This is a genomic window from Klebsiella sp. GG_Kp173, assembly GCF_040062415.1.
Taxonomy (GTDB): domain Bacteria; phylum Pseudomonadota; class Gammaproteobacteria; order Enterobacterales; family Enterobacteriaceae; genus Klebsiella; species Klebsiella quasipneumoniae.
On record NZ_JBEAFZ010000007.1, the window covers coordinates 1 to 13,898 of the forward strand.

The following is a 13,898-nucleotide window of genomic DNA, read 5'->3' on the forward strand; positions in this document are numbered from 1 at the left end:
CGGGGTTGCGGACAGTGTCTGGTGGGTAGTTTGACTGGGGCGGTCTCCTCCCAAAGCGTAACGGAGGAGCACGAAGGTTAGCTAATCCTGGTCGGACATCAGGAGGTTAGTGCAATGGCATAAGCTAGCTTGACTGCGAGCGTGACGGCGCGAGCAGGTGCGAAAGCAGGTCATAGTGATCCGGTGGTTCTGAATGGAAGGGCCATCGCTCAACGGATAAAAGGTACTCCGGGGATAACAGGCTGATACCGCCCAAGAGTTCATATCGACGGCGGTGTTTGGCACCTCGATGTCGGCTCATCACATCCTGGGGCTGAAGTAGGTCCCAAGGGTATGGCTGTTCGCCATTTAAAGTGGTACGCGAGCTGGGTTTAGAACGTCGTGAGACAGTTCGGTCCCTATCTGCCGTGGGCGCTGGAGAATTGAGGGGGGCTGCTCCTAGTACGAGAGGACCGGAGTGGACGCATCACTGGTGTTCGGGTTGTCATGCCAATGGCACTGCCCGGTAGCTAAATGCGGAAGAGATAAGTGCTGAAAGCATCTAAGCACGAAACTTGCCCCGAGATGAGTTCTCCCTGAGACTTTAAGTCTCCTGAAGGAACGTTAAAGACGATGACGTTGATAGGCCGGGTGTGTAAGCGCAGCGATGCGTTGAGCTAACCGGTACTAATGAACCGTGAGGCTTAACCTTACAACGCCGAAGATGTTTTGGCGGTTTGAGAAGATTTTCAGCTGATACAGATTAGTCGATGCGTCCGCAGGACGTGTTGATAAAACAGAATTTGCCTGGCGGCACTAGCGCGGTGGTCCCACCTGACCCCATGCCGAACTCAGAAGTGAAACGCCGTAGCGCCGATGGTAGTGTGGGGTCTCCCCATGTGAGAGTAGGGAACTGCCAGGCATCAAATTTAGCGTGCTGATATGGCTCAGTTGGTAGAGCGCACCCTTGGTAAGGGTGAGGTCCCCAGTTCGACTCTGGGTATCAGCACCACTTTTTAGGTTAAAGTTCGGCACGTTGTAAAGAATTTGCCTGGCGACAATAGCGCGGCGGTCCCACCTGACCCCATGCCGAACTCAGAAGTGAAACGTCGTAGCGCCGATGGTAGTGTGGGGTCTCCCCATGTGAGAGTAGGGAATCGCCAGGCATCAAATAAAGCAGAAGGCCCAGTCGAAAGACTGGGCCTTCTGCTTTTGTGTTATCTGTTGATAAACAGTCCTGCCACCAGGGGGAAACCCGTCAAAGTCGATTTGCTCGTAATGCAGCAAGGGACAGAGAGTTTATTTGCCCGGTTGTCATGTGGATGATGCGCAGAAGAGCAGATACAGGTTCGACGCTAGCCCCAGTATCTGCTGGTCGGGGGTGAATTAGCGGGTCAGTGCGACGATCCCTAACGTGAGGCCGGCTACCGCGGCGGCTCCCCCGGCGATCGCGCCTGCCGTGTCCCAGTTGTCTTCTGTTGTGCCCTTCATACAGGTATTGGTGTGGACTAAGCGGCCTTGCGAGTCATAAACCGGCACGCAGGGAGAGTCATGGGCACAGCCTGCCAGCAGAGAGGCCAGCAGCGCCACGATTAAATACTTTTTCATGATATTACCTCTGGATAATCCGCAGGGTTGTACTGAAAGCCAGTGCAGAACGGAATGGCTTATTTTATCACCGCGGATTGTCCGGCCCGGATGCCGAAATCATCTCAATATATGAGCCACGTAAATATCGTGAAGATAAGCAGGGGAATATGCAGAAAAGATGGAGAGAAAGATCGTCTCCCCGCGCTGCCGCACGCGATAGAGGTTGTCAGGTAGCGGGAAGCTGAGCGGGTTGCTAATATGCCAGGCGAAAAAAAAGCGCCCGCAGGGGGCGCCTTTAAAACCAGGCCGGGTTATTCAGCGTGCCGGGTAAAACGTCGTCTGACGACCACAAAGAAGACCGGAACAAAGAAGATCGCCAGCAGTGTCGCGGTTAGCATCCCGCCCATGACGCCGGTACCTACCGCATTCTGCGCCCCGCTGCCGGCACCATGGCTAATCACCAGCGGCATGACTCCGAGAATAAAAGCCAGAGAGGTCATCAGAATGGGTCGCAGGCGCATCCGCGATGCCTCCAGGGTTGCTTCAATGATCCCTTTCCCCTCCTTCTCCATCAGATCCTTGGCGAATTCGACGATCAGGATCGCGTTCTTCGCCGACAAACCGATCGTGGTCAGAAGGCCTACCTGGAAGTACACGTCATTATTCAGCCCACGCAGCGTGGCGGCTAACAGCGCGCCGATCACCCCCAGCGGAACCACTAACATGACTGAGAATGGAATCGACCAGCTCTCATACAGCGCCGCCAGGCACAGGAAGACGACAATCAGCGAGATGGCATAAAGCGCGGGAGCCTGGTTGCCGGAAAGGCGTTCCTGGTAAGACATCCCGGTCCAGTCGTAACCAATGCCGCTCGGCAGCTTACTGGCCAGCGCTTCCATCAGCGCCATGGCTTCCCCGGTACTTTTACCCGGCGAGGCTTCACCGAGGATTTCCATGGAGGGTAAACCGTTGTAGCGTTCCAGACGCGGCGAGCCATAAATCCAGCGCGAAGTGACGAAGGCGGAGAACGGGACCATTTCGCCATTGGCGCTACGAACATACATATTGTTAATGTCGCTCGGCAGCATACGGAAATGGGCATCAGCCTGGACGTACACTTTCTTGACGCGACCACGGTCAATAAAGTCATTGACGTAGTACCCGCCCAGCGCGGCTGATATCGTTTCATTGATATCGGAGAGCGATACGCCCAGCGCTTGTGCTTTTTCCTGGTCGACATCCAGTTTGAACTGCGGCGTATCTTCAAGCCCATTAGGCCGTACCCGCACCAGCTGATCCGGATGCTGTTTCACCATGCCCAGCAGTTGATTGCGCGCCTGCGTCAGGGCGGTATGACCTAGCCCGCCCTGGTCGATCAGCTCAAAGTCGAAGCCGGTGGCGGTACCCAGCTCAATAATGGCAGGCATGTTGAACGGGAAAACCATGGCGTCTTTGATCTGGCTGAAGGCCACGGTGGCTCGCTTGATGATGGACTCCACGCTGTTTTCATCACCGCTGCGCGCTTCCCAGGGTTTCAGGCTGACAAACGCCATGCCGGAGTTTTGTCCCTGACCGCTGAAGCTGAAGCCGTTAACGGTAAAGACGCTTTCGACGTTAGCCTTCTCGTTATGCAGATAGTAGTCGGTCACGGTATCCAGCACTTTCTGTGTCCGCTCCTGGGTGGCGCCGGAGGGCAGCTGGATCATGGTCAGGAAGACCCCCTGGTCTTCATCGGGTAGAAAGGATGTCGGGAGACGCATAAACAGCACGGCCATTCCCACGACGATCAGCAGATAGATCACCAGGTAACGGCCGGTTCCACGCAAAATACCGCTGACGCTGTTGGTGTAGTGGTTAACGCTCTGGTCAAAGCGGGCGTTAAACCAGCCGAAGAAGCCTTTTTTCTCATGGTGTTCGACCGAGGACGGCTTTAACAACGTGGCGCAGAGCGCTGGCGTCAGGACCAGGGCAACCAGCACGGAGAGCGCCATGGCGGAAACGATGGTGATCGAAAACTGGCGATAAATCGCGCCGGTGGAACCGCCGAAGAAGGCCATCGGCACGAATACCGCAGAGAGCACCATGGCGATACCCACCAGCGCCCCCTGGATCTGCGACATCGACTTTTCCGTCGCTTCTTTTGGCGAGAGTTTTTCCTCAACCATCACGCGCTCAACGTTTTCCACTACTACGATAGCGTCATCGACCAGCAGACCTATCGCCAGCACCATGCCAAACATCGTCAGGGTGTTGATGGAGTAGCCAAACATCGACAGTACGGCGAAGGTGCCCAACAGCACGACGGGCACGGCAATGGTCGGAATGAGCGTTGCGCGCATGTTGTGCAGGAACAGATACATGACAAGGAAGACGAGAATAATCGCTTCAAATAGCGTTTTGACCACTTCGTGAATAGAGATTTTAACGAAAGGGGTCGTATCGTACGGATAGACCACCTTCATTCCCTGGGGGAAGTAAGGCTGCAGTTCGGCCAGCTTCGCTTTAATCGCCGTGGCGGTATCCAGCGCGTTGGCGCCGGTCGCAAGCTTAATACCCAGACCAGAGGCGGGCTTACCGTTAATTCTGGCGACGACGTTGTAGTTCTCTCCGCCCAGCTCAATGCGGGCGACATCTTTCAGATGGACGACAGAGCCATCGGCATTGACCCGCAGCGTGACCTTGCCAAACTCCTGCGGATCTTTAAGCCGCGTCTGGGCAATGATCGACGCATTGAGCTGCTGGCCTTTTAGCGCTGGCGTACCGCCCAGCTGGCCGGCGGCGATCTGATCGTTCTGAACCTGCAGCGCATTAATGACATCCACTGGCGTCAGGTTGTATTTGTTCAGCAGGTTGCCATCCAGCCAGATGCGCATGGCGTACTGTGCGCCAAACAGCTGGACATCGCCCACACCGTTGAGGCGGCTGATGGGATCTTTAACATTAGAGGCGACATAGTCGGAAATATCGTCCTGGGTAGTGACCGGGTTATCAGAGATAAAGCCGGCCACCAGCAGGAAGCTGCTGCTGGACTTTTCTACGCTAATACCCTGCTGCTGGACTTCCTGAGGCAGCAGCGGGGTGGCCAGCTGCAGTTTGTTTTGCACCTGCACCTGGGCGATATCCGGATCGGTGCCGGACTTAAAGGTAAGCGTGATGGTTACTGAGCCGGCGGAATCGCTGGTCGACGACATATACATCAGGTTGTCGATACCGTTCATGTTCTGCTCAATAACCTGAGTGACCGTGTCCTGCACGGTCTGGGCATCCGCACCGGGATAGGTGGCGGAGATCGCCACCGCAGGGGGCGCTATCGTCGGATACTGCGCTATCGGCAACTGCAGAATGGCCAGACCTCCGGCAATCATCATGATGATCGCCAGCACCCAGGCAAAGACTGGTCGATGGATAAAAAACTTAGACATGGCTGGGTATCCTTATTGTGCGACCGGTGCCGCACGCTCCGCTTCTGCTTTAACGGTGACGCCTGGACGGACTTTCTGTAAGCCGCTGATAATCACCTTATCGCCCGGCTTCAGCCCGCTGGTGATAAGCCACTTATCGCCCACGGCCTGGGAAGCTACCACCTGACGGGTTTCAACCTGGTTTTTGTCATTCACCAGCATGACGGAGGCATCGCCCCGCGGCGTACGGGTCACCCCCTGCTGAGGCACCAGGATGGCCTGCGGATCGGTGCCTTCATCGATGCGGGCGCGAACGAACATTCCCGGCAGCAGGACATGCTGTGGGTTAGGGAAGATAGCGCGCAGGGTAATTGAACCTGTACTTTCATCGACAGTCACGTCGGAGAACTGCAGCGAACCCTTAAGCGGATAAGCCTGACCGTTCTCCATCACCAGCTCAACGCTTTTGGTGTCGCCGCCGCGTTGCAGGCTTTCCTGCTTAAGGCGCATGAAGTCATTGCTGGATTCCGTCACGTCGACGTAGATCGGATCGAGCTGCTGGACGGTAGCCAGGGCATCCGACTGACCGTTGGTGACCAACGCTCCCTCGGTGACGCTCGATTTACCGATGCGTCCGCTAATGGGAGAGGTCACTTTGGTGTAGGCCAGGTTGATGCGGGCGCTTTCCACGGAGGCTTTGGTGGCGATGACGTCAGCGTCGGCCTGGCGGGCGATGGCCACCGCCTGATCGTATTCCTGCTGACTGATATACTTGGTGCCCAGCAGCGGAACGTAGCGTTTCACCGTTAAGTGGGCGATGGCGGCTGCGGCTTCGGCTTTAGCCTCATCGCCCTTGGCGCTGTTCCACGCCGCCTGGTAGGTTGCCGGATCGATCTGATAGAGCGACTGGCCTGCTTCGACATCGCTTCCTTCAACAAAGTTACGCTTCAGGATGATTCCGCTTACCTGAGGGCGGACTTCCGCCACGCGAAAAGCTGAAGTTCGGCCTGGCAGTTCGGTGGTGACCGACAGCGGCGCGCTGTTCACGACATGGACCGTCACCTGCGGAGCCTGGGCATGGGGTTGCGGGTTGTCCGAATTATCGCAGCCGGTAAGCAATAAGGCCGAGATAATTAAACCGGATAAAAGTGTCACTCTGGCGTGAGTTGTCATGGCGGTTCCTTATAGATTGCGTGCCAAATTCGGCGGCGAATCTGTGAAAGAAAGAGGGAATTAAAAAGCAGTTTGCCATCCTACAAATAAACGCCGCTGGATGTAAGGGATACTTATTTTTGAGCAATCAGCAAGGCACGCAAAAACAAAAAAGCGCGCAGGATTTTTTTGCTATTTACCTCAATTGTAAAACTTAATAAATAGACATCAATTCAGTGAATGGGTTATTTATTAATATTATTTTGGGTAATTTATTTGGCGACAGCTTCAGAATTAACTTGTCTGCATTTTTGCTAAAAAATATTCCATGGCAAATGTTAGGTTAAGCGATCTTCAGAAAATCCTGAATAACCTGTCTGACGGGAAGGGGCTTGTATGGCTAGAAAAACGAAAGAAGAGGCGCTACGCACGCGGCAGCTCCTGATTGAGTCCGCGATCCAGCAGTTCGCCCTGCGGGGGGTGACCAACACAACCCTGACGGATATTGCTGATGCGGCGGGAGTGACCCGCGGCGCCGTATACTGGCATTTTGCCAGTAAGACTGAGCTGTTTAATGAAATGTGGCAGCAGCAGCCACCGCTCAGGGATTTGATTCAGCATAGCCTCGTAACAGAGAATGAACAGGAGCCGTTAAATGCATTGCGCGAGCGGTTTATTACCGGGCTCCGCTATATTGCTGCGAATCCTCGCCAGCGCGCGCTGATGCAAATTCTTTATCAGCGCTGCGAGTTTGCCAATGATATGCTTTCGGAAAACGAAATTCGCCAGCGGATTGGCTTTAATTATTCGCTGATTGGCGGCATGCTTCAGTGCTGTGTGCGTAACAATATATTGCCAGCCGAAACAAATATTGAAGTGATATTAATTGTTTTACACAGCGCCTTTTCCGGACTGATTAAAAACTGGCTGCTCGATCCGCAACGTTTCGATCTTTATCAGCAGGCGCCTGCGCTGGTGGATAATATTATGGCGGTAATCTGCGCTGCTCATGTATCGGAGGCGCCGGTACTGCGGGCGGTAAATCAGTGATGTGTCCCGCTGTCGCAGGTAATAAAAAAGGCGCTTCCCCATGCCGAAGAGCGCCTTTTATATCAAGCAAGCAACTGACTAGTATCAGTTCATGCCGTATTTTTTCAGTTTTTTACGCAGCGTACCGCGGTTGATGCCCATCATCAGGGCAGCGCGGGTCTGGTTACCACGGGTGTATTGCATCACCATGTCCAACAGGGGCTGTTCAACTTCAGCCAGTACCAGCTCATACAGGTCATTCACATCCTGACCGTTCAGTTGAGCAAAATAGTTCTTCAGTGCCTGTTTAACCGAGTCACGCAGGGGCTTTTGAGTTACCTGATCCTGAGAGTTAACGGTAGAAACGGTCAGTACGTCAGAATTTACGCGTTGTTCGAACATAGTTCTGTCAGCTCTTTATTTCTATTACGCAAAATTTTCGAAGTATGCCTCCAACGCCTCCAGCTGTTCGCTGGCATCCTCAATGGCGTTGAATGTGCGCCGAAACTGGTCATCTGGAGCATGTTCCTGAAGATACCAGGAGACGTGTTTACGCGCGATTCGGTACCCTTTTGCCTGACCATAAAAGTCATGCAATTCCCGAACGTGCGCACAAAGCAAGCGCTTGACCTCTGCCAGCGGCAGCGGGGGCAGCAGCTCTCCAGTGTCCAGATAATGCTGGATTTCCCGAAAGATCCAGGGTCTTCCCTGAGCTGCACGGCCTATCATCAGGGCATCAGCCCCTGTATAGTCGAGCACAGCTCTGGCTTTAAGCGGGTCAGTAATGTCGCCATTCGCGATAATCGGAATGGAAACTTTCTGCTTAACTGCCCGAATACTGTCGTACTCAGCGTCTCCGTTAAACAAGCAGGCGCGGGTGCGTCCGTGAATAGTCAGAGCCTGAATGCCACACTCTTCGGCCAGTTGGGCAATCTCTACGCAGTTACGGTGTTCCGGTTCCCAACCGGTGCGAATCTTGAGAGTCACAGGAACGTCCACCGCATTCACGACCGCCGTCAGGATCGACTTCACCTGGTCGGGGTACTGCAAGAGGGCTGAACCTGCAAGCTTGCGATTCACCTTTTTCGCCGGGCATCCCATATTGATATCAATAATCTGGGCGCCGCTTTCCACGTTAATCCGCGCGGCGGCAGCCATCTCTTCCGGCACGCTACCGGCGATTTGCACGGTACGAATACCGGGCTCATCAATATGCACCATCCGTAAACGGGACTTGTCGCTCTCCCACACCTGTGGGTTAGAGGACATCATCTCGGAAACGGTTAAACCCGCTCCCATCTCGTAGCACAGCGTCCGGAATGGTCTGTCAGTAATGCCAGCCATGGGCGCTGCGATCAGGCGATTTCTGAGCTGGTGGTGTCCGATGCGCATGAGTTAAGAAATGACCATACTGTGACTGCAAGGCGGCGTATATTACGCATTTTTTGCACGAGATGAAAGGCCAAACTTTGAGCAATCCTCTGTTGCAGATCAATGAATCCGGGACTAACGTAAAAGGGATGAATAAATACTTATATTAATCATTGATTTAATGGCTGATGGATAATTTGTGTCCATTTATAAAATCATAAAACTTCTCGATTTTTCTTAGACAAACTCGCTACCAGGCGATATAAAACGCTGTTTTTATAGTCAAAAAAGTGCTCTGTAGTGCGATCTGCCTCTCATTTCCTGGCATTATTTGGTGGCTACTGGAAACAAAAATGCGGCCCACAGGCCGCATTGCACTTAGTTTTTCCGGCCGGTGATCCGGCACCACTCCTCTTTCTCGACCACCGGGTCAAGGGTGAAGAGATCGGCGTAGGCTTCACAGACGCTCTCCGCCTGGCTGGCAAGGATGCCGGAAAGCCCCAGCAAACCGCCTGAAACGGGCAGGACGCTGATTAACGGCGCCAGCTCACGTAACGGGCCAGCCAGGATATTGGCGACCACGACGTCGGCTTTCATCGACTCGGGCTGGTCCTGAGGAAGATAGAGTTCCAGACGCTCAGAGACGCCGTTACGCTGCGCGTTATCGCGGCTGGCCTGAATAGCCTGCGGGTCGATATCAATGCCGATCGCTTTTGCGGCTCCCAGCTTCAGCGCGGCAATCGCCAGGATGCCGGAACCGCAGCCGAAATCAATGACCGTTTTTCCGTTGAGGTCGAGTCCATCGAGCCACTGCAGGCACAGGGATGTCGTCGGGTGCGTGCCGGTACCGAAGGCCAGACCCGGATCGAGCATCACGTTGACGGCATTTTCATCCGGAACGTCGCGCCAGCTCGGGCAGATCCACAGCCGCTCACCGAAGCGCATCGGATGGAAGTTATCCATCCATTCCCGCTCCCAGTCTTTATCTTCCAGCTGCTCGATCTTATGCGCGAATCCGGCGCCCAGCAGCGGGTGCTGCTCCAGTTGGGCAACGACCGCTTTCATATCGGTTTCGGCATCGAACAGGCCGATCACGTCGGTGTCGCCCCACAGCCGGGTTTCCCCGGGCAACGGCTCAAATACCGGCGTATCGTGCGTATCCTGGAAGGTGATCGAGACCGATCCGGCCTCCATCAGCGCATCGCTAAGATCTTCAGCGTTCGCGCCGGTGGTATTTAGTTTCAGTTGGATCCATGGCATAGCAAAACTCTTTATTTATCAGTAGTCAAAATAGGTGGCTGTGGTGCGGGACGGCCGAAACGATTCCCTGCCACAAACGCCAGTAAACTCAGCAGCAGCGCGGGAACGATCGGATGGAAGCCGAGAAACTGCACTTTCAGCGTGGCCAGTACGGCATACAGTACACCACCCACGATCATCGCGCTCAGCGCGCCAGCCGCGTTGGCACGTTCCCAATACAGGCCCAGCACCAGCGGCCACAGAAAGACGGCTTCCAGGCCGCCGAAGGCCAGCAGGTTCAGCCAGATAATCATCTCCGGCGGCCGCCAGGCCGCGAGCAGCAGCAGGACACCCAACAGGAGCGTAATGCCGGCGGACATGCGTTTTAGCCGCTTTTCGTTAGTCGCCTGATCCGGACGCCAGTTCAGATACAGATCCTTGATGATCGTAGCGGAACTTTGCAGAAGCTGGGCATTGATCGTCGACATAATCGCCGCCATCGGCGCGGCCAGAAAGATCCCTGCCGCAAAGGGCGGGAGCACTTTGACCATCAGCGTCGGGATCACCAGATCCGGTACGGTGAGGTCAGGGATCACCGCCCGACCTAACGCGCCGGCCAGGTGCATGCCAAACATCAGGATCGCCACCACGATGGTGCCGATAATGATGCCGCGATGCACGGCTTTGCTGTCTTTGTAGGAGATACAGCGCACGGCGGTATGCGGGAGGCCTATCACGCCGAAGCAGACCAGCACCCAAAACGAGGCCATAAAGGTTGGCGAGAGGATATCTTCCGCCCCCTGAGGGGACACCAGCTTGACATCGATCGACTGCAGGGTCTCTACCGCATGGCCAATCCCGCCGGCGGCGTGGATCACCCCCACCAGCAGCACGATCGTGCCGATCAGCATCACCATGCCCTGCATGGTGTCGTTGAGCACGCTGGCGCGAAAGCCGCCATAAGCGGTATACAGCGCGATGCTGATGCCGAAGATCAGCAGACCGGTATCGTAGGGAATACCCGCAGCCGTCTCCAGCAGGCGGGTACCGCCGATAAACTGGACGGTCATGGCGCCAACGAAGGCTACCAGCAGACTCAGGCTGGCCAGCCAGACCAGCAGACGACTCTGGTAGCGCGCAAACAGCATGTCATTGAGGGTGACGGCGTTGTAACGGCGCGCAAGAATGGCGAATTTTTTTCCCAGTACGCCCAGCGACAGCCAGATGGCGGGAAGCTGGATCATTGCCAGCAGCACCCAGCCCAGGCCGTATTTATAGGCGGCGCCGGGTCCGCCGATAAATGAGCTGGCGCTGATATAGGTGGCGGTTAGCGTCATGGCCAGCACGAAGCCGCCCATCGAGCGGCTGCCGAGAAAGTACTCATTCAGAAAGCTTCCTGAGGCGCGTTTTCGCATGGCGTAAAGGGATAAGCCGAACACCACCACCAGATAGGCGATCAGGGGAATAATGACCTCAAACTGCATCATCGTCCTCCAGAGGAATGTCGCGAAAAACCAGTTTGACCATCGCCCAGCACAGCAGAATAAACAGCAGCGGAACCAGCAGGCAGGCCATTTCAAACCAGTGGGGCAGGCCGGTAAAACCGATAGCCACCCCCGGCAGATAGGCGGCGGCCAGCCAGGCGGCAAGATAGAGAAGGGTCAGCCACAGCGCCCAGCGCGCTTCTTTGTGGGCCTGAACAAAGCGTTTGTCCATTTTTTGTCCCTTGAGGATGAAGAAAGCGGGGATTGTACCGCATGGTATAGATGAGGAGAGAGAAAAAGAAAAAAGGCCGGAAAATCCGGCCTTTTGCTGAGAATGCAGAATTATTTTTCCTGCAAGCCGAGTTTTTTCTCCAGATAGTGGATGTTGGTGCCACCATGCTGGAAGTTCTCGTCGCTCATAATGCGCATCTGCAGATCGACGTTGGTCTTGATGCCATCGATGATCAGCTCCTGCAGCGCATTCTTCATGCGGGCAATCGCCACGTCACGGCTTTCGCCGTAGCAGATCAGTTTGCCGATCATGGAGTCATAGTACGGCGGTACGGTGTAACCGGCGTAAATATGGGACTCCCAGCGCACGCCAAAGCCGCCCGGCGCGTGGAAACGGGTAATTTTACCCGGGCTCGGCAGGAAGGTGTTCGGGTCTTCGGCGTTGATACGGCATTCCACCGCATGGCCGCGAACCACCACTTCATCCTGCTTGATGGACAGCGGCTGACCGGCTGCGATACGCAGCTGCTCTTTGATCAGGTCAACGCCGGTGATCATTTCAGTTACCGGATGCTCTACCTGGATACGGGTGTTCATTTCAATGAAGTAGAACTCGCCGTTTTCGAACAGGAACTCAAAGGTACCCGCCCCGCGGTAGCCGATATCGACACAGGCTTTCGCGCAACGCTCGCCGATGTAGCGACGCAGTTCCGGGGTGATGCCCGGCGCCGGCGCTTCTTCGACCACTTTCTGGTGACGGCGCTGCATGGAGCAGTCACGTTCAGCCAGATAGATAGCGTTACCCTGACCGTCCGCCAGCACCTGAATTTCGATGTGACGCGGGTTTTCCAGGTATTTCTCCATGTAGACCATGTCGTTGTTGAAAGCCGCTTTGGCTTCCGCTTTGGTCATGGAGATGGACTGGGCCAGTTCAGCGTCGCTGCGCACAACGCGCATACCGCGACCGCCGCCGCCGCCGGAGGCCTTGATGATCACCGGATAGCCGATGCGTTTGGCATGGGCGCGGTTAGCGTCCATGTCGTCGGTCAGCGGGCCGTCAGAACCGGGTACGGTCGGGACGCCGGCTTTTTTCATGGCGGTGATCGCGGACACTTTGTCGCCCATCAGGCGGATGGTGTCGGCTTTCGGGCCGATGAAGATAAAGCCGGAGCGCTCAACCTGCTCAGCAAAGTTGGCGTTCTCAGAGAGGAAGCCATACCCCGGGTGAATTGCTACCGCGCCGGTGATCTCAGCGGCGCTGATGATAGCCGGGATGTTCAGATAGCTTTTTACGGACGGAGCCGGACCGATGCAGACCGTCTCATCCGCTAACAATACGTGTTTTAGATCGCGATCCGCGGTGGAATGCACAGCAACGGTCTTGATGCCCAGTTCTTTACAGGCACGCAGGATGCGCAGTGCGATCTCGCCACGGTTAGCGATGACAATTTTATCCAGCATGTTCGCCTCGTTACTCGATAACTACCAGCGGCTCGTCGAATTCTACCGGTTGGCCGCTTTCGATCAGAATGGCTTTCACCACGCCGGCTTTGTCGGCTTCGATCTGGTTCATCATTTTCATCGCTTCGACGATGCACAGGGTGTCGCCCACGTTAACTTTCTGGCCAACTTCCACAAACGCTTTCGCGTCCGGGCTTGGCGTACGATAGAAAGTACCAACCATCGGGGAACGTACGATGTGACCACTGATTTCCGCTTTTGCCGGCGCTTCTGCTGCTGCAGCTGGCGCGGCAGCCGCAGCGGCAGGTGCCTGAGGCTGCATCATCGGCGCAGCATAAGCCTGCTGCATAACCGGATAGCTTGCGGCCGGTGCAGAGCGGCTGATGCGAACAGACTCTTCGCCTTCAGAAATTTCCAGTTCGGAGATACCTGATTCTTCAACCAGCTCGATCAGTTTTTTAATCTTACGAATATCCATGAGTGGGTTCCGTACTCTTTGTTTAGTGTGATTGTGACAGGCGTTTTACCGCCGTCTGTAAAGCGTATGAATAGCCGTCCGCCCCCAGTCCGCAGATAACGCCAGCGGCGATATCTGACAGATACGAATGCTGGCGGAAGGGTTCGCGTGCATGCACATTGCTCAGGTGAATCTCGATAAACGGGATGTTCACGGCAAGCAACGCGTCACGGATAGCTACGCTGGTATGCGTGAACGCGGCCGGATTAATCAGGATATAGTCCACGTTGTCTTTAGCCTGATGAATTCGGTCAATTAACGCATGCTCCGCGTTGGACTGCAGGTGATCCAGGCTCACATTCAGCGCCGCTGCTTCAGATGTTAAATGGTTAACAATCTCAGCCAGCGTGAGAGATCCATACTTCTCTGGCTCGCGGGTACCGAGCATGTTAATGTTTGGACCATTCAAAAGCAAAATGTGAAACTTGTCTGCCATCGTGTGGC

General features: G+C 55.2%; 11 protein-coding genes, 1 tRNA gene, 3 rRNA genes and 1 pseudogene. 5 read left to right on the forward strand and 11 right to left on the reverse strand.

Annotated features, from left to right (window positions below; genetic code table 11):
* The 4 genes from ABLU50_RS06295 to rrf (ABLU50_RS06310) all read left to right on the forward strand — a co-directional run.
* Window positions 1–691 (forward strand): 23S ribosomal RNA (locus ABLU50_RS06295); the annotation flags it as partial.
* Between the two features lie 94 nt (window positions 692–785).
* Window positions 786–901, forward strand: a 5S ribosomal RNA gene (gene rrf, locus ABLU50_RS06300).
* A 14-nt stretch (window positions 902–915) separates the two neighbouring features.
* Window positions 916–991: transfer RNA gene (locus tag ABLU50_RS06305), tRNA-Thr, on the forward strand.
* Window positions 992–1,029: 38 nt separating this feature from the next.
* Window positions 1,030–1,145: ribosomal RNA gene (gene rrf / locus ABLU50_RS06310) — 5S ribosomal RNA — on the forward strand.
* Window positions 1,146–1,365: 220 nt separating this feature from the next.
* Here rrf (ABLU50_RS06310) and ABLU50_RS06315 read toward each other — a convergent pair.
* The 3 genes from ABLU50_RS06315 to ABLU50_RS06325 form a co-directional block, all read right to left on the reverse strand.
* Window positions 1,366–1,587 (reverse strand): membrane protein, encoded by a 222-nt coding sequence (locus tag ABLU50_RS06315; protein ID WP_004206262.1) that lies wholly within the window; start codon window positions 1,585–1,587, stop codon window positions 1,366–1,368.
* 293 nt (window positions 1,588–1,880) lie between these two features.
* Window positions 1,881–4,991 (reverse strand): efflux RND transporter permease subunit, encoded by a 3,111-nt coding sequence (locus ABLU50_RS06320; RefSeq protein WP_087833194.1) that lies wholly within the window; start codon window positions 4,989–4,991, stop codon window positions 1,881–1,883.
* A 12-nt stretch (window positions 4,992–5,003) separates the two neighbouring features.
* Entirely contained in the window at window positions 5,004–6,143 is a 1,140-nt protein-coding gene (locus tag ABLU50_RS06325; RefSeq protein WP_087833193.1) for an efflux RND transporter periplasmic adaptor subunit, read from the reverse strand.
* A 375-nt stretch (window positions 6,144–6,518) separates the two neighbouring features.
* Between ABLU50_RS06325 and envR the strand changes: the two genes are divergently transcribed.
* Window positions 6,519–7,172, forward strand: coding sequence for an acrEF/envCD operon transcriptional regulator (gene envR, locus ABLU50_RS06330; protein WP_087833192.1), 654 nt, complete (start codon window positions 6,519–6,521; stop codon window positions 7,170–7,172).
* Between the two features lie 84 nt (window positions 7,173–7,256).
* Here envR and fis read toward each other — a convergent pair whose 3' ends face one another.
* From fis to aroQ, 8 genes and pseudogenes are all read right to left on the reverse strand, one after another.
* Window positions 7,257–7,553, reverse strand: coding sequence for a DNA-binding transcriptional regulator Fis (fis, locus tag ABLU50_RS06335; protein WP_000462905.1), 297 nt, complete (start codon window positions 7,551–7,553; stop codon window positions 7,257–7,259).
* Window positions 7,535–8,543: pseudogene (dusB, locus tag ABLU50_RS06340) on the reverse strand (tRNA dihydrouridine synthase DusB). Before dusB ends, fis begins: the two are co-directional and overlap by 19 nt.
* A 357-nt stretch (window positions 8,544–8,900) precedes the next feature.
* A complete protein-coding gene (gene prmA, locus ABLU50_RS06345; RefSeq protein ID WP_004144971.1) occupies window positions 8,901–9,782 on the reverse strand; it encodes a 50S ribosomal protein L11 methyltransferase in 882 nt (293 codons plus the stop codon).
* 11 nt (window positions 9,783–9,793) lie between these two features.
* Window positions 9,794–11,245, reverse strand: a complete 1,452-nt coding sequence (gene panF, locus ABLU50_RS06350; RefSeq protein ID WP_087833191.1) for a sodium/pantothenate symporter — start codon at window positions 11,243–11,245, stop codon at window positions 9,794–9,796.
* Window positions 11,235–11,477 carry a DUF997 family protein gene (locus tag ABLU50_RS06355; protein ID WP_004206253.1) on the reverse strand — a complete coding sequence of 81 codons (243 nt, stop codon included), beginning with the start codon at window positions 11,475–11,477 and terminating at the stop codon, window positions 11,235–11,237. The genes panF and ABLU50_RS06355 overlap by 11 nt, the downstream gene beginning before the upstream one ends.
* Window positions 11,478–11,587: 110 nt before the next feature.
* Entirely contained in the window at window positions 11,588–12,937 is a 1,350-nt protein-coding gene (accC, locus tag ABLU50_RS06360; protein WP_004174096.1) for an acetyl-CoA carboxylase biotin carboxylase subunit, read from the reverse strand.
* Between the two features lie 10 nt (window positions 12,938–12,947).
* Complete coding sequence (gene accB / locus ABLU50_RS06365) at window positions 12,948–13,415, reverse strand: acetyl-CoA carboxylase biotin carboxyl carrier protein (protein WP_004206250.1); 468 nt, start codon at window positions 13,413–13,415, stop codon at window positions 12,948–12,950.
* Between the two features lie 22 nt (window positions 13,416–13,437).
* Window positions 13,438–13,890, reverse strand: a complete 453-nt coding sequence (gene aroQ / locus ABLU50_RS06370) for a type II 3-dehydroquinate dehydratase (protein WP_004206246.1) — start codon at window positions 13,888–13,890, stop codon at window positions 13,438–13,440.
* Window positions 13,891–13,898: the final 8 nt, after the last annotated feature.